We start from the raw sequence: 21965 nt of genomic DNA, 5'->3' as shown, positions 1-21965 counted from the left end.
CCCCGATTCGGGCTCAATCCTCAAACCCGCTGCCGACTTCCCGTTCCTTGTGTTCGTAGAACAGCTTGCCCACATCCTCCGCCACGCGCTGGGCCAATCCGCGGGCCAGCACCAGGTCCGTCCCGTCGGTCGCGCCCTGCATGTTCTTGTAATACTTCTGCACGCTCACCGGGTAGCCCAGATTGTCGCCCTGCGGGAAAAGTCGCCGGCCGGTTTCGACGTCGATGACCTTGACGCGCACCGCGGCGGTCGGTCGGTAGATCGCCTGCGACTCGGTCAGATCGAAGCCCTCGACCATGATGTAGATCACCTGCTTGGCCCCGACCTGCTTGCCGATTTTGTCGATGGGCCAGTTGGAGAAGTTCTGCTCGTTGACGCGCAGGTCTTCGATCAGGTTGGGCGCGATCACTTCGCTGACGACTTCGTTTTTCTTGAGGTCCGCGCCGATGTTGGCGGCGATGACGGGCGCGAGCGTGGCGTTGGGAATCAGCCGATGCGGGTCATCGACCATGACGACGGTCGATTGCTTGGGCAGCTCGAACACCGCGGGAATCTTGGGGCGGGGCAGGACATTGGTCGCCACGAACGACCCGACCTCGCATCCCCCCGGCGACAGCGCGAGCGTCAGCGTCAGCAGGGCGAGGATACCGGCGGGAATGCGGGTCATTTGGCGTCCCGTTCTTCCTTGTGGTCGTGGAACTTGCCGACGACGCCGCGCGTGAACAGATCGAGCATGCCCAGTCGGATCGTGCGTTCGTCGGCGTTGACCGCGCCCATCGGTTTGTCCGGCGGATAAGCCGCGGTCACGACGGTCGAGTACGCCAGATCGTTGGGGTGATCGGAGTCGGTGGCGGCGACGCTGACGGTGCCGGTGATCGTGCCGCGCCACAGGTGCATGTTGCCCGGCTCGTGGAGTCGGTAGTCGCTGATGTCGATGAGGACGAGGCGATTGACGTTGAGGCGCTTGGCCAGATCGCTGTACGTCGAGGTGTTCCAGTAGATGTTGCGCTGCTGGAACTCGACGACCTGCTTGGCGTCGACGACCTGCACGCCCGGCACGCTCGCGGCGAGCTGCGTCGTGAGCGCCTGCGCGATCTCGAGCTGCGCCATCGGATGCTCGAAGAGCGTCTCGAGCTTGGCGTCCACGAGCACGGCCACGCGCTGATTGTCCAGCGCGGCGTACTCGGCCTTGACATCGATCGGCGGCGGCGTCGGCGTCACGCCCTGCGCCACCCATGCGACCGCCTCGCAGCCGCCCAGCGCTCCCGCCAGCACCAGGCCCAAAAGCATCATGCAAAACCGTCGAGTCATGTTCCGGTCGCTCCTGTGACGATCAGCTTGTACATCCATGAAACCGCGATGACGCTCAGGACGATGAGCATCGTGCGTCCGGGCCGCAGCCACCCGCGCGTGAACCGCCCGCCGGTGTTGCCGGTGAGCATCACGTAGAGCCCGACCCAGATCGCCATCGCCGCCGCCATCGCGCCCAGTCCGCCCGCCGGCTGCGTTTGGATCGCCGCCAGCACGTGTCCGTGCGCCGCCTGCGTGAAGGCGGTGGTCATCCCGCAGGTGGGGCAGAGCATGCCGTGCGCTTCGCGCCACGGACACGCCGGCAGCCCGAGCTGCTCGTGCGTCCCGAACCCGGCCGGGTCCGCGTGAAGCGTCGCCGCCGTGCCCAACAGCACCGCGCACACCGCCGCAACCGCCCCCGCCCAGACTCGCACATGCACTCGTTCCATCGCCCCACAGCGTACGCCTGTACGCCATTTTCAGCAAGCTCCCGCCGCGGAGGAGCACAGCGACGCCAGCCCTGCGAAGCGCTTCGCGAAGCAGGGAGCCCCGGATCGCCTCCCACTCCGCACTCCCCACTCCCAACTCCCCACTCCTAAAGATTCGGCGTCGTCAAAAGCTTCTGCGCCGTCTGCATCATCTCACGCAGCGAAGTCGACTCAACCGTCACCTTGTCCAATGGCCCCGTGATCCGAACCGTCGTGACCTGCGACGCCAACCCCTTGAGCAGCGCATCGACATCCCTCATCATCGGCAGCGTCACATTCTTAAACGGCTGCAACGATCCGATCGCGTTCATCTTCACCGTGCCCTTCATCCCGCTGGCGATGTCGTCGATCCGCCCATCGAGCAGAATCTCCGTGCCCCGATTCTCGTAACGCAGCTTGTCGATCCACAGCGTCCCGCCCTCGAGCCGCATCGACGCCCGGCCGGACCCGACGGGATCCATCTCGCCTTTGCCCATGATTCCCAGCACGCCGCCGATGATGTCCGTGTGACGCAGACTCGAATCGCGGATCGTCACGTCCGCCGTGCCCACCATCGCCGCAAGCGACTGCGTCGGGCCCAGCAAGTTGATCGTCCCTTCGAGCCGGCCCGGCACCGCGTCCTTCTCGTCGTCGCTCAATGATGCATTGAGCACGTTCAGGTCCAGGTTCTCAAAATCCATCCGCACATGGTCGTACCACTGCCCGTCGCGCCGCCGCAGCGAGGCCCACGCCTTGACCTTCCCGTCCGCCATCGACCAGCTCGCTTCGTCGATGATCGCGCGCTGCATTGAGGCGAACGCCGTCAGCGTCCCGCCGCCGATCGGCACATGGCGAATCGCCATCGCCTGCGTCGGGGACCAACGCGCATCAATATGCATCGGCCCGGGCGCCCGCGGATCCGTCGATGGGCTGAACTTTATCTGCATCTCCGCCGCCCCGTCGATCATCGCCGCCTCCGGCCACCACTTCGCCGCCGCGCCCGGCTTTAGACCCGTCCCGCTCAAGACCCCCGTGCTCTGCGTCCAGTCCCGCCCGTCAATCGTCGCCGCGCCGCGAATCCGGCCGAACGCCAGGTCCGCGTCGATCGTGCTCAGCACCAATCGCTCATCCGCCAGCACCCCCGACAGTTTCACGCGCCCCATCGCCTCGCCCGACATCGACACCGCCGCGTCCAGCGTCATGTTCCCGCCCACCCGCGGCTCCACCACGTCCGCATCAATCACCACATCCCCGCTCACCGCCGCCGTGATCGCCTCCGACTCGACCGGCCAGTTCGCCGGCTTCAATTCCGCGTGCAGCGTGCGGCCGTCATGAAGATCGAACGTCGCCCAACCGGCCGCTTCCCCCGCCCCGCGCGTCAATCGCACGGGGTCCAGCCGCAGCACCCCGCGCTCCGTCCGAAGCTCGCCCGTCATCGTTTCGAACGCGATCGCCCCATCCGAAAAATCCTTCACCGACCACGACCCGCTGACGCTCGCCTGCGTGACCTGGCCCCGCGGCAGACGCACGCGCAGCTTCCCGCTCGCCGCCCCGCCCAGCTTCAGATCGCCATTGACCCACATCGACAGCTTGCCCAGCGAAACGTCCTCCGCCGCGATGTTCAATCCCGCCGACTGCTCGTTGAGCACATACTTGCCCGACACGCTCGCCGACCCGCCCAGCAGATCGAACTTCCCGGTCTTCGCCGCCACGACGCCTTCGTCGAGCGATACCTCCAGCCCTGTCGAAATGTCGTCGACCTTCTGCCCGCTCACGCTCAAGCGCTCAATGGTCAGCACGCCCGTCGCGTCCAGCTTCGCCTTCCCGCCGACCGCGCCGCCGATGTCGCCTTCCCATGCGTAGCTCGCCGACGTCGTGTCGTTGGCCGCGTATTCCCCGCTGATTTTCACCGCCAGCGTCATCGGCTTGTCCGCCCCGAACGTGTAAGCGCCCGATCCTTCCGCCGTGAACTTCTCGCCGCGGGCGTCGAAGCGGTCCAGCGCGAGGGTCTTCGCATCGCCGTGCGCCGCCGCGCTGGCGTCGATCACGCCGACCTCGCCCGCGTCCAATTGCTTCACCGCCGCGTCGGCGTGCCACTGCCCGCTGTCCATGTCATATTCGCCGCTCGCCCGCAGAGGCGCCGGCGACTGCGCCGCCAGTTCGGTCACTTCGATCTTCGAGCCGTTGATGCGCCCGTGCGCCGCCGCGCCTTGGATCGGCGTACTGGCGCCCGATGCGTCGGTCCAGTTGCTCTTGTCGGAGGTGATCGACCATGTCATCGCCCGCGGGTTCTCGCCCGTCGCGCTGAGCGTCGCGCCGCCCGTCCATTGACCCCGCGGCGTCCGGGCCGCGCCTTGGGCCTCCGCCGTGATGCGCCATCCGTCGAGCCCGCCGCTTTCGATCCGCACATCCGTCTCGCCATGGTGCGCCAGGTCCATCGCCTTGACCGCGCCCGACCAGGCCGCATGCACCGCGCCGCTCCGCGTGCCCCATGCGTACTGCCCCGTGAGCTTCGCGCGCGTGTCGCCGGCCGTCACGAAAAGCTGATGCGTCTCGACGTGTTTCATGTCGATGACCAGCTCGCCGCCCTCGAGCGTCGCCGCCGCGCCGTCGCCGTTTTCGATCGTCACCCGGCGGGGGTTGATCGTGACGCTGCCCGAGCGCATCGCCATCGACATCGCGCCGCTCAACCGTTTCGCTCCCGCCCGCGCCTCCGTCACCGTCAATTCGCCCAACACCTCGGGCCCCGACACATGACCCGACCATTTCGCGTCGACTGACGCCGGCTTCAGATCATCGCTCAGCCACAGACCCATCACCTTCGCCGCGTCCGTCGCCTTGACGGTCAACTCATGCGTCATATCGCCCGTCGTGCTGAACCGACCCGCCACGTTCAACTCCCCCGGCCCGCTCAGCGCGATCTCGCCGGCGCCCGGCCCGAGCGGGTCGAGTGTGAATTTGATGGGGGTCACCGTTTCACGCCGCCCCGCCCGGTCGCGCACATCGAGCGCGAGGCCGTCGATTTCAATACGCGGCAGAGCCGTCGCGCCGCCGCCGCTGGTTGATGCGCTCAATAGATCGACGAGTCGCTCGATATTCCATCGCCCGTCCGCGCCCTGCGCGATCGTGACATGCACGGGGCCGGACGCGGTGATGACATGAACCTGCGCCGCCGCGCCGAAGAGCAATCGCAGCACGCCCGTGTGCCGCACGGCCAATTGATCAGCCGCGAAGATCGGCTCGTCGCCCGTCGGCAGACGGATCGCGACATCGTGCAGCGTCGACTGACCCGACCAGCTTGTCGTCATCGACCCGATCGTGAGTCGCAGACCGGTCGAAGTTTGAATCTCGTCGACGACCATGTCCCGCGGCGTATCGGTGTGCAGCTCCCATGTGACCGTGCCCGCACCGAGGAGCGCGAGCACGATGAGCAGGATCGCGATTCGTACAAGCCATCGCACCACGGCCGATCACTCCAGCGGTTTGGTCGTGGGGATGTCGCTGATGCTTTTCGGGCCGGACCCGAAGAACCACCAGTCCTCGCGTTCGCTTCGTCCGACGTAGGGGCCGGACGCGGCGATGATCTCGCCCGTGTCGGTCCAGTAGGCGACCAGCGCGATGCTGGCCGTGCCCCATTGGCGCGAATTTTTGATCAGTGCCAGCTCGGGCGTGCTGATGGGGATCGCCGGAGCGCCCGCGGCCGTCGCCACCGCGCCCAGCGGCAACGCCGGTATGCCCAAGAGAAATTCGTATCGATCAATGCCCACGCCCCCCGACCGCACCTCGACGACGACCTGCGCCTTGTCGCGCGACAAAGCCATCTGACAACCGGCCATCAGAAGCTGCGCCCGCACGTCGCCGATCAGGTACGGAAATTCCTTGGCGGGCATGTATGTGTCGTCGACATACACCGTCCGCCCCCGCAGCGCTTCGCCGGACAGTTGCCGCACCGCGTCGGCGGCGGCGGTGGACATGAGAAACTGCTCCGTCGCCGTGCGCGGCGGATCCGTCACGCGCACGGACGTGCAACCGCCCGCCCCCACGCCCAGCAAAATCAGGATGACCATCATTCGCATCCGCATGAACCCTACAGGGTAGGCCGATCGCGTGTCCCTGTAAACGCTGTGTCTGAATTGGGAGGGAGGCCCCGCCCCACTGAAGCGGGGCGGGCCGGTCACGGATTTGTGTCCGCCAGCGCGCGGTCGAGCAGTTCGATCGGGGGCGGGAGGTCTTAGCGGACGGTGTTCCAGAGGACTTGCAGATCGATCTGGTCGTAGGCGTGAATGAGGACGTTGCGCATGGTCACCGCGTCGCGCCAGGGAATGGCGGCGTAGCGGGACTGCATGTCGCGCGGGACTTACGCCGCTGCTTCGCCGACGATTTCGACGAGGCGGACGAGACTCAATTCAAGCATTCGGTCATGGCGAAGATGGTCGATGTCATGGTCGGCGAGGAGTTGGACGGCTTCGGCGGCGTGATCGCGCATGTGTCTGAGGCGCACCGTCGGATCATGCTGCGTCATACTGAACCTCCGCCTCGCTGAGCACGCGATCGCGGAAGTATCGGCTCAGACTGCCGGGCGTGCTGAGATGAACCGGGCGATCAAACAAGTCGGACAGTTCGTGCTGCATGGCGGCCATCGCCATCAGACCCGCGCGGGCGTCGGGCTCGAATTCGACGAGCACATCGACGTCGCTGCGTGGGGTAAAGTCATCGCGCAGGACGGAGCCGAAGAGCGCGAGGCGGCGCACCTTGTGACGTTTGCAGAAAGCCGCGATCGTGCGTGAATCGATGGTCAATCGTGCGGGCATGGCGGCACCTTGCCATGATTATATCGTCAGATCCACTTGAGGAGTTTGGGGGCGAAGTAGGTGAGGATCAGGTCGGCGCCGGCGCGTTTCATGGCGGTGGTGACTTCGACGGCGGTGTGCTGGAGATCGAGCCAACCATTGGCGGCGGCGGCGTGGATCATGCTGTACTCGCCGCTGACATGGTACGCGGCGACGGGCAGGTCGGTGGCGTCGCGCACCTGACGCAGAATGTCCAGGTACGTCGCGGCGGGTTTGACCATCACCATGTCCGCCCCCTCGGCGATGTCCAGCTCGAGTTCCGTGCGCCATTCGCGCGAGCGGCGGTAGTCCATCTGATAGCCCCGGCGATCGCCGAACTGCGGGGAACCTTCACCGGCTTCACGGAAGGGGCCGTACAGCGAGGATGCGAATTTGACGGAGTAGCTGAGGATGGCGGTGTCGGTTCGGCCGGCGGCGTCGAGGGCCTGTCGGATCGCGCCGACCTGACCGTCCATCATCCCGCTGGGCGCGACGATGTCGGCTCCGCTTTCGGCGAGGACGAGCGCTTGTTTGCCGAGCAGGGGGAGCGCGGCGTCGTTGTCGACGGTGATGTCCGGGTCGGCGTGCAGGGGGCCGCAGTGTCCGTGATCGGTGTACTCGCAGAAGCACAGGTCGGCGATGAGGGTCACGTCCAGCCCGGTTTCGCGGACGTGACGGAGCGTGGTGCAGACGGGGTTGGAAGCGTCGAGCGCGGCGGAGCCGAGGGCGTCCTTGTGATCGGGGTCGGTGACGCCGAAGAGAATGAAGGACTTGAGCCCGGCCCCGGCCTGCTCTTCGATTTCCTCGGCGGCGCGGTCGGGCGAGAACTGCGACACGCCGGGCATGGACAGGACGGGCTTGTTGATGTTCTGCCCATTGCGGACGAACAGGGGCATGCACAGATCATCGGGTGTGAGCTTCACATCGGCGACCAGATCGCGCAGCGCCTTGCCGCGGCGCAGCCGGCGCGGACGGAGGTAGGGACGGTAATCGGGGGAGTCGGGCATGGAAGAAGTATAAGGCAGGGGAGGGGGGAATGTTTAGCGACGCCGCTTGCGGCTGGTTTTCGGCGGGAGGAGAAGCACGCCACGAGCGGCGTCGCTCAACGGGGAGCATTTTTTCGTGATACATTCACGCGCATGGGTGAGCCGTCGCTGGGTCGCAATTTGAGTTTTCATCTGCTCTGGTCGAGCACGTTCGCGAGCGGGGTGGGGGACCGGATGGCGATGTTCGCGGCCCTGTCGCTGCTGGGTTACGCGGGCAAGGGGGTGGACAATTCGTCGATTCAGTCGGGGATCGATTTCTTTTTCTTTCTGCCATATCTCTTATGGAGCCCGATCGCGGGTTGGATCAGCGATCGGTTGCCGCGGAAGTGGGTGCTTTTCGCGGCGGATGAACTGAGGGGTGTGGCGGTGCTGGGGGCGTTTTTGTTCATGCCGCAGATGCGCGGGGCGGCGATCGAGGTGAACGATCGATGGATGGTGTGGACGATGATGGGGGTCATCGGCGTGATGGCGGCGACGTTCGTGCCGGCGAAGTTGAGCGTCGTGCCCAACGTCGTCGGCGAAGCGATGCTGACGCGCGCCAACGCCGCCGTCGTGTCGATGGGCATCATCGGCAACCTGATCGGATTCATCATCGGGGGCCCGCTGGCCAAAGAGTCGGCGACGAGCGTCATCGGGATCGCCGCGGCGTGCTACATGATCAGCGGGACGTTCTGGATTTTCATGAAGACCCCGTGGGCCAAGGCCGAGCGGCGGACGGGTTTTGTCGTGCATACGCCGATGCGGACCGTGCGCGAGATTCACGACGGTCTGCGCTACGCCGTCGCGCATCGGCCGGTCACGATGCTGATCCTCACGGCCGCGATCGTCTGGACCGGCACGTCGATTTACATGCCCGCGCTGGCGGTGGTGAACGTCACGCTCTACGGCGGCGACATCGAATCGTTCGGCCTCGTCGCGGCGCCGGTCGGACTCGGCATGCTCATCGGCGCGGTGATCCTCGGCGCGATGAACACACGGCTCGGCACGGAACTGCTCATGACGGTCGGGCTTTTTGGCTGCGGACTTTTCATCGCGCTTCAGATGATCGTGCCGACGTTCGCCATCGGCGTCGCGATCGCGCTGTTGACGGGCATCAGTGCCGGGGCGCTGCTCGTCCCGCTTAACACGCTCCTTCAGCGCATCACGCCCGACTACCTCCGCGGGCGGGTTTTCGCGGCGAAGGAGATCATCACGGAGTTTGGCAAGGTGGTGTTGGCGGGATTGATCTGGAAGCTGCCGTCGACGGATGCGTCCATGCGGCCGGCGGCGATCGTGATGGGCGTCGGGCTGATGTCGGCGGCGGCGTGGGGCGGGTGGCGATACGTGACGAGCGGCCCGGGCGCGACAAGGCGGATCAATGTGCTCTGGCGCTTTTTGCGATGGTACACGCAGGCGGTGCACCGGTTGATCGTGCGCGGGCGTCATCGTCTGCCGCGCCGCGGGGCGGTGCTCGTCGTGAGCAATCACACCTCGGGCGTGGACCCGGCGCTGATTCAGGCGGCGCTGCCGCGCATGGTGCATTGGATGATGGCGCGCGAGTACATGACCGGGACGTTCGGGTGGCTGTGGCGGATCATCGAACCGATCGGCGTGCGGCGGGGCGAGCGCGACGGCCGAGCGGCGCTGGCGGCGATCCATGCGCTGCGCGACGGGCAGGTCGTGGGCATCTTCCCCGAGGGACGCGTCAACCAGACCGGCGGCCCGATGCTGCCGTTCGGTCCGGGTGTCGGACTCATCGCCCAACGCGGCGAAGCATGGATCGTCCCCGTTCACATCACCGGCCCGCGATACACGAACAACCCCCTCTGGGCCTACGTGCGCCCAAGCCGCGCGGTCGTCACCATCGGCGAGCCGTTCCGATTGGACACGTCCGTCGAAAACCGCGCGGAACTGACGGCGATGATCCGGGCGAGAATGGAGCGTTGAGGGGGGATCGGGGGATGGGGATCGGGGGTTTGGGATCGGGGATCGGGGTGGGAGTTCCGGCCCCCTCTCCCGCCGGGAGAGGGCTGGGGTGAGGGTGGCCCCGAAGCCCAAGCGCGCTTCGTCGCGAAATCCGAAACTAGAAACTAGAAACTAGAAACTAGAAACCCCGATCCCCACCCCCCGATCCCCGATCCCCTTCCCCAACCCCCTTCCCCCCGCCCCCCAGTTCTCCTACCATGGTCGGCATGTTTTCACTGGGCGAAAAGCACAAGGCGATTGAGGAGCTGCTCGCGGCGGAGCTGGGCGAGGTCGAAGCGCGCTTCGCCGCCGAGCTGGTGAGCGATTTGTCATGCGTCAACGATCTGGCGCGACACCTGGAGCAGTACCGCGGCAAGATGCTGCGCCCGCTGTTGGTCATGCTCAGCGGGCTGGCCACGTCGAGCGACGGGCAACTGCGCGATGAGCATCGCACGCTGGCGACGGTCGTCGAGATGGTGCACATGGCGACGCTGGTGCATGACGATGTGCTCGACGAGCAGGACGTCCGCCGCAAGGTCACGACGATCAATCAGCTCCGCGGCAACGAGGCGGCGGTGATGCTCGGCGACTACCTCATCAGCCATTCGTACCATCTTTGCTCCTCGCTCGACTCGCAGGCCGCCGCCCGGCTCATCGCGGCGACGACCAACACCGTCTGCGAAGGCGAACTGCTTCAACTGCACAACCGCAACAACTGGTCGCTGGACGAGCAGACGTACTTCGACATCATCCGCCGCAAGACCGCGTCGCTCTGCGGCGTGGGCTGCCGGCTGGGCGCGATGTTCAGCGGGGCGGACCGGCACGTGTGCGACGAGATGAACCGCTACGGCGAACTGATCGGCGCGGCGTTCCAGATCATCGACGATGTGCTGGACCTGACCGGCGACGCGAGCGTCGTCGGCAAATCGCTCGGCAAGGACCTGGAAAAAGGCAAGCTCACGCTCCCGCTCATTCACCGCCTCGAAACCGCCGCGGCGGCGGATCGGCAGATGCTCCTCAACCTGCTTCGCACGCCCGGCCCGGATCAGGCGCGCAAGGTCGGTCAGGTGCTCATCGACTCCGATGCCCTGCCGTATGCGCGCCGCCGGGCCGAGCAGTTCATCGAGCAGGCGAAGGCGGCGTTAATGTGCGTCTCCGATTCCCCGGCCCGCGCGACGCTGATGACGATCGCCGACGCGGTGATCAATCGCAGTTTCTGATCCGCTTCCGGCCGGGAACGCAAGGCGAAGGAGGCCTCGCATGCGTGCAGCATTTCTCACCGGTCTGTTCATCCTCATCGCCGCGCTGCCGTCGTCGGCGGACGAACCGCTGACGCTCGAGCGTTCGATCGCCCTGCCGGGCGTCGAGGGCCGCATCGACCATCTGTTCTACGACCCCGCGTCGCATCGGCTTTTCGTGGCGGCGCTGGGCAATGACACGATCGAAGTCATCGACGCCGCGGCCGGTCAGCGCATCGCCACGCTCAAGGACCTGCGCACGCCGACGGGCATGGTCGTCGATCCGCAGACGCGCCAGCTTTTCGCCGCGGCGGGCGGCGACGGGCGGTGTCACGTCTACGATGCCGACCTCAAACCCGTCGCAACCATCGGCGATCTCGACGATGCGGACAACGTGCGCTTCGACCCGGCCGCCCGGCGCGTCTACATCGGCTACGGCGACGGGGCGCTGGCGGTCATCGATCCCGACCGGCGCGTCGTCGAAGCACGCATCAAACTCGACGGACACCCCGAATCGTTCCAACTCGAATCGCAGGGCGAGCGCATTTTTGTCAACGTGCCGTCGGCGGGGCACATCGCTGTGATCGATCGTCAGAAACATGCGGTGATCGCGACATGGCCCGTCAAAGCCGCCGCGTCCAATTTTCCGATGGCGCTGGACGACGCGAACCACCGGCTCATCGTCGCCTGTCGCCGGCCCGCGAAGCTGCTGGTGCTCGATACGCAAAGCGGCAAGGTCGTTGCCGACGTGGCCTGCGTCGGCGATGCGGACGATGTGTATCACGATGCCGCCCGGCGGCGCGTGTATGTGAGCGGCGGGGCGGGGCGCGTCGACGTGTTCGAGCAGACCGATGCGGACACGTATCGGCTCCATGCCTCGATCCCCACCGAGCCGGGCGCCCGCACCAGCAAATTCGTGCCCGAACTCGCCCGGCTGTTCGTGGCGATTCCGCATCGCGGAGCGCAGGCGGCGGAACTACGCGTGTTCGTCGTACACGATTAGATGAGTCACGCGCCGAGCGGGCTCACGTCACGGCGGGCGGGACCAACAACCGCATTTCGCCCGGTAAAACCCGCAGATTCGCCGGGGCAGCGTTGAAGGGGTCGCCGTCGATTTCGATCGGCACGGGGTAATCGCATTCGATGCGCAGCTCGCGCGCCCGGCCGGTATGCACGTCGGAGCGACGCATGTGACGACGCATGAACACCGACATCGCGTAACCCGCCAGCGCCATCGTGCCCGGCCGCTCGAAGATGACGTAATCGAGCTGCCCGTCATGCGGGTCGGCCTGCGGGGCGAGCGGCATGTTCAAACCGTACTGCGGGAGATTGAACACCATCACGAGGCAGCCGGTGAACGTCTGTCCGTCGGCCGTGACCCTCATCGTGGGGTAGTCGTAATCGAACATCGCGCGGAGGATCGGGCGGGTGTAGCTCAGGCGTCCGACCCGGCGGAGTTTGTCGCCTTGCGCGCGCCAGGCCGCAAGGTCGTGGGCCACGCGCCCGTCGAAGCCGGCGCTGGCGACGATCGTGAACAGCTTGCCATTGCACGAGCCCAGGTCGACGCGGCGTTCGTGACCCGATTCGAGAATCGACAGAAGCTGCGCCGGATCGGCGCGCAGGCCGAACTGCCGGGCGAACAGGTTTTCGTTGCCCATCGGGTACGCCGCCACCGGCGCCGGCGGCCGCGCATTGATCACATGCAGCAGCGTCCCGTCGCCCCCCGCGGCGACGACGCAGCGATACTGCCCGGCGAAATCCGGGTCCGCCAGCGCCTCGCCCAGTCCGTTCTTGTCCCACATCTGCACCGGCTGCCATCCCCCCGCGCGCAGCGCCGCCGTCAGCGTTTCGAGCCGCTGCCGGTTGGCCTTCTTGCCGCTGTAGGGATTGGCGGCAATGGCGATCTTGCGCGGAGCCGTGTCGGTCATGGGCGAACAGTTTAACGTCTGCGATGTTCACGCGCGTCGAGGCGGGGAGACTTGGGTCTCTCCGCCTTCCGGGCAAACCCCAATCGCACAAACGCGCTTCGTCAACGTATTAAAGGATGTGTGGCAGGGAAGGGTATCGCCCGGGTGGCTTCACTGGCCTTCAAAGCGAAGACCCGCCCGTCCGAATTTTTTCCCGACCACCCGTTCGTTTTTGCCCGTGTCAGTGGTCGTCCCCTCCGCTGACGCGGGTTTTCTTTTGAATTGTTTTTCCCGGGTATCGCAAAATGTGCTCATTTTGCCGGGAATTTTGCATGTCATGGAAACCACTTACAGGGTTTCCCCACTCGCAGGCGCGTGCGTTTGTGTCGTATATCTATGTGCCGGGAGCACGAGTCTCCGTCGCGGGCTTGACTGGCCATGACCGCCAGACCCACGCGTCCGAGACTTTCCCCCGATTCTTGTTTCCGCCCGCGTCATGTTCCCATGGCGCGGGCTTCTTTTTTTGGCGGACTGTCGGGCCGGGCGGGGCGCGTTTATAATGTCGCTCCGTTTTGGACCCGCCAACCTCTGAGGATACCCGCCATGAAATTCGCCTTCCGCACCATGCTGCTTGTCGCGCTCTCCGTCGGCGCGTGCGCTTTCGCCCAATCCGACGCCGGTTGGGTCACGCTTTTTGACGGCAAGGATTTGGACGGATGGACCAAGGCCGACGGATCGCCCGTCAAGGACGGCTGGGAAGTCGCCGATGGCGTCATCCACCGCACCACCGGCCACGGCGACCTGTTCACCAAAGACACCTACCTGAACTTCGAACTGGAATTCGAATGGAAGATCAGCTCCGGCGGCAACAGCGGCGTCAAGTACCGTTTCACCAACTACGGCAAACAGGCGCTGGGCCCCGAATACCAGGTCCTTGACGATGAGAAGCACCCCGATGCCAACAAGGGCCCCAACGGCACGCACCGCGCCGCGGCGCTCTATGACCTGATCCCCGCCAACGATCAGAAGAAGCTCAATCCCGTCGGCGAATGGAACACGGCGAAGATCGTCGCCAACGGCTCGCATCTCGAACATTACCTCAACGGCAAGCTCGTCATGCAGATCGACCTGGACAGCCAGCAGTTCAAGGACGCGCTGGCGGCCAGCAAATTCAAGGCGCACGAAGACTACTGCCGCCTGCCCGGGCGCATTCAGCTTCAGGACCACGGCAACGAAGTCTGGTTCCGCAACATCCGCGTCAAGAAACTCGACTGATCGCTTTACGGAAATCCACCATGCTCATCGATGAAGTCAAAGCCCGCATGATCGCGGCGATGAAGGCCAAGGATGTGCTCGCCAAGGAAATCCTGCGCGTCACGCTCGGCGATCTGCAGATGACCGAAACCCGCCAGGCACGCGCCATCACCGACGAGGAGGCCGTGGCGGTGATCCGCAAGATCATCAAGTCCAACGAAGAGACGATCGGCCTCAGCGGCGATCCGGCGGTCAAGGAAAAGCTCGCGAAGGAGAATGAGGTGCTCGGTGACCTGATGCCCAAGACATTGAGCGTCGAGCAGATCGTCGCCGCGCTCGCCCCCGTCGCCGACGCCATCAAGGCGGCGGGCAACGACGGTCAGGCCACGGGCGCGGCGGTCAAACATTTGAAGTCCGCCGGCGCGGCGGTTGAAGGCAAGGACGTCGCCGTGGCCGTCAAGCAGATGCGCGCCGGATGAGTCGGTGTTCGGCGACTATGATGTGACATGTCCGAGACGTTATCGATTGATTTCAACAAGGCGATGCCGCTGTTTCCGCTGGCGGATTGCGTGCTTTTGCCGCATGTGGCGCTGCCGCTGCATATTTTCGAGCCGCGCTATCGTCAGATGACCGGCGAAGCGCTGGACTCCAACGGGCTCATCGCCATGGCCGTGTTCGACGGCCCGGTCAACGAGAAGGAATACGCGGACGGTCATCCGCCGATTCGGCCCAACGTGTGCCTCGGGTACATCGTGCAGTATCAGGGATTGTCCGACGGGCGGTACGTGCTGCTGCTTCAGGGCGTTTGCCGGGCGCGGATCATCGAGGAAGTCGCGCACGAGCCGTACCGGCTCGCCAAGCTCGAGCCCCTGGATGTCGAGCCGCCGGGCGACGAGGCGCTGGCGCCGGTGCGCGAGCAGCTTGAGGCGCTGATCGGTGAGGCGAAGTTCGACGATCGGCCGGGCATCACGGAGCTGCGCGAGGTGCTGGAGCGCGCCGTGCCGACGGTCGCGCTGATCGATCTGGCGATCATGACCTGGTGCACCGGGACCGAGGAACGCTACGTCATGCTCGCCGAGGACGAAGCGGCGGCGCGGGGAAGATGGATCGTCGATCGGATGACGAGGTCGCTGAAAGAGGAAAATGAAAATTGACGATGCTCCCTCTCCTTCCGGGAGAGGGTTGGGGTGAGGGTGGTCACGTAGTATGGCGCGCGGGTTGTCGAAAGCAGTCAGTGATTGGGCGCACCCTCACCCGGCCCTGCGGGCCGACCTCTCCCGGGGGGAGAGGTGAGAACGGAAATTGCGTTATCATGTCCGCATGAATTCACCGATTCGCGTTCCCATCAAGCGTTTGCCCGGCTCCGAGGGCGTCGATCTGCCGGCGGTTCAGTCGGCGCATGCGGCGGGGATGGACCTGCATGCGGCGGTCGAGAAGGACACGCCCATCGCGCCCGGTCAGATCGTGCTCGTGCCCTGCGGGTTCGCCATGGCGGTGCCGGTCGGGTTCGAGGCGCAGGTGCGCCCGCGGTCGGGACTGGCCGCAAAGTTCGGCATCTCGATGCCCAACGCCCCCGGAACGATCGATGCGGACTATCGCGGGCAGGTCATGGTCCCGCTCATCAATCACGGGTCGGCGACGTTCGTCGTGACGCGCAACATGCGCATCGCACAGATGCTCATCAAGCCGGTGTATGTCGCGGCGTGGGACGAAGTCGACGAACTGCCGCCGACGGACCGGGGCGCGGGCGGGTTCGGACATACGGGGCATTGAGGAAGTGGGAAAGGGAGGATCAGGGATCGGGGGTTGGGGATCGGGGTTTGCGGCGCTCAGCCCTTGGCTTTGTAAAATTCGCTTCACCACTTCATAAAAAAAGCGGGGCGACTCAAGTCGCCCCGCTGGTTGGGGTTTGAGGAGTCCGACGAACTTACGGGGTCGGGATGGTGGCGCCGTCGATGATGTCGACGTTGCCGGTGACGTTGACGGTGGGGGCGAGGCCGCCGGTGGTGTTGCCGTTGCCCTGGATGTTTCCGTTGTCGGAGTTATTGAAGGTCATGCCCTGACCGAGGGCGCCGCCGAGCTGGATGTTGACGGTGGAGCCGGAGTTGATGTTGAAGCCGGGGGCGTCGACTTCGTTGTTGGTCAGGTTGAGCTGGAGGGTGGAGGTTCCGGCGCTGGTGGCGCTGAATCCGCCGGTGCCGATGGTGGTGTTGCCGTCGGCGGAGAAGGCGAAGGTATTGGCGCCGGTGGAGTTGGCGCGGATGGCGAAGCCGGTCGCGCCGTTGATGGTGGTGTTGGAGACGAGGGCGACGCCCGCGTCGGTGAGGTCGACGCCGCGGCCGACGTTGCCGATGGTTCCGCCGAGGATCTGGAACGTGCCCATCGAGCTGTTGGTGACGACGAAGCCGTCGTTGTTCATGAAGCTCACGTCGGCGTCATTGACGGTGAAGTTGCCGGAGTTGCCGGTGATGACGACGCCGGACCCGGCTCCGCCGAAGACGGTGAACATTCCGGTGGCGGTGAAGTCGCCGGACATGTTGGTAAGGGAGACGGCGTCGGCGCCGGGGGTTTCGATGTCGGTGGCGCCGTTGACGGTGAAGTTGCCGGAGTGGGCGGTGCTGAGAATGGACTCGTTGTTGGAGTCGGTGATGTTCAGGTCGTTGAAGGTCAGGTTGCTGGCGGAGGTGTTGATGTTGATGCCGTGATCATTGGTGTCGAGGGTGGTGGTTCCGGTGGAGGTCAGGTTGATGTTGGAACCATTGCCGAAGGACAGGCCGTCGCCGGTGGTGTTCATGACGGTCAGGTCGGCGAAGGCGAATGTGCCGCCGCCGTTGCCCAGGTCGATGCCGACGCCGCCGCCGAGGCCGTCGTTGACGCCGTTGATGGTCGTCGCGCCCTGGACGGTGAAGGTGCTGGAGAATCCGGTGGCGGTGATGCCGAAGTCGACGGAGTTGGAGATCATCACGTTGCCGGTGACGGTGATCGGATCGCTGACGGTGTCGAGGGCGATGCCGGTTCCGGCGCCGGAGGTTGTGATGGAGGCGAGCGTCCAGCCGGAGACGCCGTTGGTCTGGAGCGCGGTGTTCTGGATGAACAGGCCGTTGCCGCCGGTGGCGTTGATGACGCTGGTGGGGTTGAGGAGGTCGAAGGTTCCGCCGTTGACCGCGGAGACGGCGGTGCCGTCGGCGGTGGTGACGTTCAGACTGGCGAGGGTGGTGGTGCCGGTGTTGTTGTTGAGTTCGATGCCGATGCCGGTGCCGTTGTGAGTGATGGTGGTGTTGGCGAGGGTGACGTTGCCGGCGGAGTTGACGATGCTGATGCCGCTGTCGCCGAGGTCGGCGGCGTCGACGCTGACCATGGTGGTGCCGAGATTGTAGGTTCCGGAGGCGGTGTCGATGGTCACGCCGTTGGCGCCGTTGGCATTGGTGACAGTGAGCGAGTTAAGCGTGAAATTGTTGGAGGCGGCGGTGACGTTGTTGAGCAGCAGGCCGGTGGTGCCGGTGGTGTTGATCGTCGCGGTCGCGCCGGAGGAGAAGTCAGCGACTTCGATGCCGTCGGAGTTCTGGGCGGAGAAGCCGGTCGTGCCATTGGTGGTCACATCAAGGCCGACGAAACGGACGAGCGAATTCATGCCGGTGTTGTTGTTGATATCGACGCCGGCGGAAGTCGAGGGGTTGGTGACGGTCGCATCGATGAACACGATGAAGTTGGTGGTGTTCATGACGGCGATGTGTGCGTCGCCGCCGTTGAGCGAGACGGTGTCGAGGAATCGGACCTGGCTGTCGGTGGTGTCGAGGTTGATACCCGAGCCGTTGGTCGCCATCAGCGTGCCGTTGTCGAAGTCGATATTGCCGGAGGAATTGCCTTCGACATGGACGAGTCCGGCGTTGGTGGTGACGGTGATGGCGCCGTTGTAGACGACGGCGTCGTTGCCGCCGTCGACACGGAAGGCGCCGCCGGCGGCGGGGTCGGTGATGGAGGCGTTGGTGATGGTATTGGTGGACCCGCCGGTGTTGTTGGCGAAGGCCAGGCCGTCGGAGGCGGAGCCCATGATGGTCAGGCCGGTGAAGGTGCGGGTGTCGGCGTTGGTGCCGTTATCGACGAGGACGCCCTCTGCTCCGGCGTTGTTGACGGTGAGCATCGTGGCGGTGAGGCCGTTGGTGTTGGTCAGGTGGACGCCGGTGCCGGCGGTGTTGGCGACGGTGACGTTGTTGAGGACGAGGCCCATGTTGGCATTGGAGACGAGGCCCTGATTACCGCCGGTGATGGACAGGCCCTTGAGGAGCTGGTTGGAGCCGGCGGCGAGGGTCACGACGTCATTGCCGGCGTTGGTGCCATTGACTGTTCCGGCGGCGCCGGGGAGGACGAGGTTGAAGCTACGGCCCATCGAGTCCTTGACGACGAGTGTCTGTCCGCCGCCGATGAGGGTCGCGCCGCTGGCGAGCTGGATGCCGGCGGCGGTGTTGTTTGTTCCGGTGACGACGAGGACGCCGTTGGCGGCGGTGTTGCCGGCGGCGGTGTCGACGTCCTGCGGGTCGGCGCTGGAGCCGGCGCCGCCGGGACCGCCGGTCGGGGAGGCGAAAAGAATGCCCGAGTAGGCGGCGTTGGTGTTGGGGTTGACGGCGACTTCATCGACGGCGGCGGAGGTGCCGCGTTTGGCGACGCCGGAGACGATGTCGATGTCACGGACGATGCGGCTGGTCATGGCCCAGCTCTTCCAATCGCCCTGCGGGATGGCGGAGCCGCGTCCGCTGGAGCCGATGGGAATGCGGATGCCGATGGTGGCGAAGGCCTCGGAGCCGCGGACGTTGTCATGCTGCCATTCCCCGCCGAACACGGCGTAGGTTCCGGTGGGCATGAAGTCGATCATGTCCAGAGGCAGGAGGTATTCAGCGCGGAAGCGGGGGCCTTCGACGCGGCTGAATCCGTCTTCATGGAAGTTGAAGTATCCGCCGTAGACCCAGAGGTTGTTGCCGAAGACTTCGAATCGGCGTCCGAGTTCGACGTCGAACCCGCCCAGGGCGCGTTCGAGGAACTGGGTGCCGCCGCCGACGATGCGGATGTTGCCGCCGACGATCTGCGCGGTGGGGGCGCCGGTGCCGGAGCCGCCGCCGGCGATGACGTTGGTGTCGCCTTCGGGGAGGTAGTAGTTGCCGTGCAGGCGCCAGTCCTCCATGAACAGTTCGCCGCCGAGCGTGGTCTGAAGGTAGGTGTTGTCGTTCTGGGATTCGAGCACGTCGAAGAAGGCGTAGCCGCCGATCATGAGCCAGTCATTGACCGCCATGCGGTAGCCCATGCCCAGGTTGTACTCCTGCGTGTCATGATCATCGAAGCGTCCGCGGAAGTCGCCGAAGAGCATGCTCGACTCGTTCTGCACGACGGGGATCATGAGGTTGCCGGTGCCGATGTTGCGATCCGTGCCGGGCTTGGCTTCGATGTACAAATGCGCGGGCCAGTACGACCACATCGCCTCTTCCTGACCGGCGAGGACCTGATCCATCTTCTTGTCGCCTTCGGCCGGGGCCTGCTGCGGCGGCGGAGCGGCGTCGGCGGGCGACTCCGCAGCCCACGACTGCACGGCAACGCTCAGAACAAACAAGGCAAACGCGACTTGGATCATGCTCTTCAAGGTAAAGCTCCCTGGTCGATTAGGTGTCCCGGCGAAAATCACATTCAGACCTGGCATTTATCGGTCACTGTCCCGCTGATGCGACAACGATTCTAAATCTTCCCCCAACCATCCGTCAATACGGTCAGTTATGGGTCGCTTCAACCTCCCTTAAAACAACCGCCCCCGCGAATTTAGACCAGCGGGGGGGCGGCGGGGGATCGTAGAATGTCGCAATCGGGACTCAGACTTCCAGAATCTCCTTCCGCTTCGACTCCGTCGCCTCGTCGATCTTGCCCTCGAACTTCTTGGTCAGCTCCTGCACCTGATCCTTCGCATCCTTGGCCTGGTCCTCCGCGATGTGCTGCGTCTTGTCCTTCTCGAGCGTGTCGATCTGCTTGTTGGCGTCGCGGCGGACATTGCGGATGGCGATCTTGGCCTGCTCGGCCATCTGCTTGACCGATCCGACGAGCTGCTGCCGCCGCTCGCCCGACAACGGCGGCAGGTTCAGCCGAATCTGCTTGCCTTCGACGTTGGGATTAAGCCCCAGCCCCGACGCCTGAAGCGCCTTGGCGATTTCCTGAATCGCCCCCGCATCGTAGGGCTTGATGAGCAACTGCGTCGGCTCAGGCACCGACACCTGCGCGAGCTGACGCAGGTCCGTCATCGAACCGTAATAGTCCACCTTCACAAACTCCACCAGCGCCGGCGACGCACGACCCGTGCGAATCCCCTTCAGTTCGCCGGCCAGATAATCGACCGCTTTTTCCATCTTGTCTTCGCAGTCGAGCAAAACTTCATCGAGGTCCATGGCGATTCTCCGCTTGCATGGGAAGCGGGCGATTGTAAACGGTACACCCGACGCCGACAACCGACACGCTCAATCACTCCCCCGCCCGAACCACCGTCCCGTGCGGGTCGCCCGCCACGACCCCGGCGATGTGACCGGGCTGCTTCATGTTGAACACCGCGATCGGAATCTGATGCGCCCGGCACATGTCGAACGCCGACAGATCCATGATCTTCAGATTCTTGTTGATCGCTTCGTCGTAGGTCAGCTTCTCGTAGCGCACCGCTTCGGGATGTTTGACCGGGTCCTTGTCGTACACGCCGTCGACTTTCGTCGCCTTGAGCAGAATGTCCGCGCCGATCTCCACCGCCCGCAGCGCCGCCGCCGTGTCGGTCGTGAAAAACGGATTGCCCGTTCCCGCCGCGAAGATCACCACCCGGCCTTTCTCCAGATGCCGGATCGCCCGGCCCCGGATGAACGGCTCGGCCACCGCCGTCAGATTGATCGCCGTCAGCACCCGCGCCGGCTGCCCCAGCTTGTCGAGCATCTCCTTGAGCGCCAGCCCGTTGATCACCGTGCCGAGCATGCCCATGTAGTCGGCCGTCGCCTGCGGAATGCGCCCTTCTTTGGCGAGCCGGGCGCCGCGGATGATGTTCCCCCCGCCGACGACCACGGCGATCTGCGTCCCGAGCTGACACGCCGCGAGAATCTCCCGCGCCAGCGTCTCGAGCTCCTCGCCGTCGATCCCCTTGCCGCTGGGGCTGCAGAATCCTTCGCCGCTGATTTTGAGCAACACACGTTTGTACTTCGGAGATGTCATGGCGCAGATTGGACGGGTTTTTCACTCAAACGTCAAGCGCCCCGCACGCGCGTTTTTCACCATCGCCGGGCCGCTACGCGGCCCCGGTCAAAAGCTCACCTTCGGAACCGCGCGCTCCGCTTCGTCGGCGATCTCGAAGAACGGCTTGGCGGTGAAGCCGAACATGCCCGCCACGATGTTCGCCGGGATCGTCGCGATCGACGTGTTGTAGTCGCGCACCGATCCGTTGTACGACTGGCGCGCCGAGCTGATGGCGTTTTCCGTCGTGCCCAGTTCGCCCTGAAGCTGGAGGAAGTTCGTGTTGGCCTTCAGGTCGGGGTACGCCTCGGACAAGGCGAAGAGCTTACCCAGCGCGCCGGTGAGCAGACTCTCCGCCGCCGCCGTTTCCTCGACGCCGTTGGCAGCCACCGCCCGGCTCCGCGCATTGACGACCGCTTCGAGCGTTCCGCTTTCATGCTTGGCGTAACCCTTGACCGTTTCGACGAGGTTGGGGATCAGGTCGTGCCGCCGCTTAAGCTGCACATCGATCCCACTCCACGCCGTCTCGACCCGCACGCGCTTGGCGATCAGGCCGTTGTAGATGGCCACGAACATGAGGACCAGAAGAATGATGACGCCGAGCACGATCCATCCGACCATGATGCACCTCCGAGAAGAGCATTGAGCTTTCAGGCGTCAGCCGTCAGCTTGTCCGCTCTGGCTGACGCCTGACCGCTGATCCCTGACCGCTGTCGCCCCAGTGTATCACGACGCAACGGCCGCGCCCGAATGG

Annotated in this window: 18 protein-coding genes and 3 pseudogenes; 8 read left to right on the top strand and 13 right to left on the bottom strand. The window is 65.1% G+C overall.

The window, feature by feature from the left end; genetic code table 11:
- Positions 1-13: 13 nt before the first annotated feature.
- From GC162_19385 to hemB, 8 genes and pseudogenes are all read right to left on the bottom strand, one after another.
- Positions 14-667 carry a hypothetical protein gene (locus GC162_19385; protein MBI1370802.1) on the bottom strand — a complete coding sequence of 218 codons (654 nt, stop codon included), beginning with the start codon at positions 665-667 and terminating at the stop codon, positions 14-16.
- Positions 664-1311, bottom strand: coding sequence for a hypothetical protein (locus GC162_19380; protein MBI1370801.1), 648 nt, complete (start codon positions 1309-1311; stop codon positions 664-666). Before GC162_19380 ends, GC162_19385 begins: the two co-directional genes overlap by 4 nt.
- Positions 1308-1739 (bottom strand): DUF2752 domain-containing protein, encoded by a 432-nt coding sequence (locus GC162_19375; GenBank protein ID MBI1370800.1) that lies wholly within the window; start codon positions 1737-1739, stop codon positions 1308-1310. Before GC162_19375 ends, GC162_19380 begins: the two co-directional genes overlap by 4 nt.
- Positions 1740-1885: 146 nt before the next feature.
- Positions 1886-5221 (bottom strand): hypothetical protein, encoded by a 3336-nt coding sequence (locus tag GC162_19370; protein ID MBI1370799.1) that lies wholly within the window; start codon positions 5219-5221, stop codon positions 1886-1888.
- Between the two features lie 6 nt (positions 5222-5227).
- Complete coding sequence (locus GC162_19365; GenBank protein ID MBI1370798.1) at positions 5228-5839, bottom strand: hypothetical protein; 612 nt, start codon at positions 5837-5839, stop codon at positions 5228-5230.
- A gap of 149 nt (positions 5840-5988) precedes the next feature.
- Positions 5989-6171 (bottom strand): annotated as a pseudogene (locus GC162_19360) (DUF86 domain-containing protein).
- 94 nt (positions 6172-6265) lie between these two features.
- Entirely contained in the window at positions 6266-6568 is a 303-nt protein-coding gene (locus GC162_19355; GenBank protein MBI1370797.1) for a nucleotidyltransferase, read from the bottom strand.
- A gap of 26 nt (positions 6569-6594) precedes the next feature.
- Positions 6595-7593 carry a porphobilinogen synthase gene (gene hemB / locus GC162_19350; protein MBI1370796.1) on the bottom strand — a complete coding sequence of 333 codons (999 nt, stop codon included), beginning with the start codon at positions 7591-7593 and terminating at the stop codon, positions 6595-6597.
- Between the two features lie 132 nt (positions 7594-7725).
- Between hemB and GC162_19345 the strand changes: the two genes are divergently transcribed.
- The 3 genes from GC162_19345 (at position 7726) to GC162_19335 (ending at position 11817) form a co-directional block, all read left to right on the top strand.
- Complete coding sequence (locus tag GC162_19345; protein ID MBI1370795.1) at positions 7726-9558, top strand: MFS transporter; 1833 nt, start codon at positions 7726-7728, stop codon at positions 9556-9558.
- A 236-nt stretch (positions 9559-9794) separates the two neighbouring features.
- Entirely contained in the window at positions 9795-10796 is a 1002-nt protein-coding gene (locus tag GC162_19340) for a polyprenyl synthetase family protein (GenBank protein MBI1370794.1), read from the top strand.
- Positions 10797-10905: 109 nt separating this feature from the next.
- Positions 10906-11817, top strand: a complete 912-nt coding sequence (locus tag GC162_19335; GenBank protein ID MBI1370793.1) for a hypothetical protein — start codon at positions 10906-10908, stop codon at positions 11815-11817.
- Between the two features lie 22 nt (positions 11818-11839).
- On the opposite strand, the gene GC162_19330 is transcribed toward GC162_19335, so the two are convergent.
- The gene (locus GC162_19330) at positions 11840-12742 is read right to left on the bottom strand and encodes a hypothetical protein (protein ID MBI1370792.1); all 903 of its coding nucleotides are present in this window, start codon (positions 12740-12742) and stop codon (positions 11840-11842) included.
- A 417-nt stretch (positions 12743-13159) separates the two neighbouring features.
- Here GC162_19330 and GC162_19325 point away from each other — a divergent pair, with 417 nt between their 5' ends.
- The 5 genes and pseudogenes from GC162_19325 to GC162_19305 all read left to right on the top strand — a co-directional run bounded on the left by GC162_19325 (position 13160) and on the right by GC162_19305 (position 16261).
- Complete coding sequence (locus GC162_19325; protein ID MBI1370791.1) at positions 13160-13996, top strand: DUF1080 domain-containing protein; 837 nt, start codon at positions 13160-13162, stop codon at positions 13994-13996.
- Positions 13997-14016: 20 nt separating this feature from the next.
- Positions 14017-14454: a hypothetical protein gene (locus tag GC162_19320; protein MBI1370790.1), complete on the top strand. Its 438-nt coding sequence runs from the start codon at positions 14017-14019 to the stop codon at positions 14452-14454.
- Positions 14455-14481: 27 nt separating this feature from the next.
- Positions 14482-15129 carry a hypothetical protein gene (locus GC162_19315; GenBank protein ID MBI1370789.1) on the top strand — a complete coding sequence of 216 codons (648 nt, stop codon included), beginning with the start codon at positions 14482-14484 and terminating at the stop codon, positions 15127-15129.
- Positions 15130-15295: 166 nt separating this feature from the next.
- The gene (locus tag GC162_19310; GenBank protein ID MBI1370788.1) at positions 15296-15748 is read left to right on the top strand and encodes a dUTP diphosphatase; all 453 of its coding nucleotides are present in this window, start codon (positions 15296-15298) and stop codon (positions 15746-15748) included.
- A gap of 384 nt (positions 15749-16132) precedes the next feature.
- Positions 16133-16261 (top strand): annotated as a pseudogene (locus tag GC162_19305) (PE family protein).
- 2704 nt (positions 16262-18965) lie between these two features.
- Here the strand turns inward: GC162_19305 and GC162_19300 are convergent.
- The 4 genes and pseudogenes from GC162_19300 to GC162_19285 form a co-directional block, all read right to left on the bottom strand.
- Positions 18966-19661 (bottom strand): annotated as a pseudogene (locus GC162_19300) (hypothetical protein).
- A gap of 166 nt (positions 19662-19827) precedes the next feature.
- The gene (locus GC162_19295; GenBank protein ID MBI1370787.1) at positions 19828-20394 is read right to left on the bottom strand and encodes a ribosome recycling factor; all 567 of its coding nucleotides are present in this window, start codon (positions 20392-20394) and stop codon (positions 19828-19830) included.
- 73 nt (positions 20395-20467) lie between these two features.
- A complete protein-coding gene (locus GC162_19290; protein ID MBI1370786.1) occupies positions 20468-21193 on the bottom strand; it encodes a UMP kinase in 726 nt (241 codons plus the stop codon).
- A gap of 87 nt (positions 21194-21280) precedes the next feature.
- On the bottom strand, positions 21281-21832 hold the full coding sequence (locus GC162_19285; GenBank protein MBI1370785.1) for a LemA family protein: 552 nt from the start codon (positions 21830-21832) through the stop codon (positions 21281-21283).
- Between the last annotated feature and the right edge of the window lie 133 nt (positions 21833-21965).

This window comes from Planctomycetota bacterium (genome assembly GCA_016125255.1).
GTDB lineage: Bacteria > Planctomycetota > Phycisphaerae > Phycisphaerales > Zrk34 > RI-421.
Note: the sequence above shows the minus strand (reverse complement) of the source record. Positions and strands in the feature narration are given on the sequence as shown.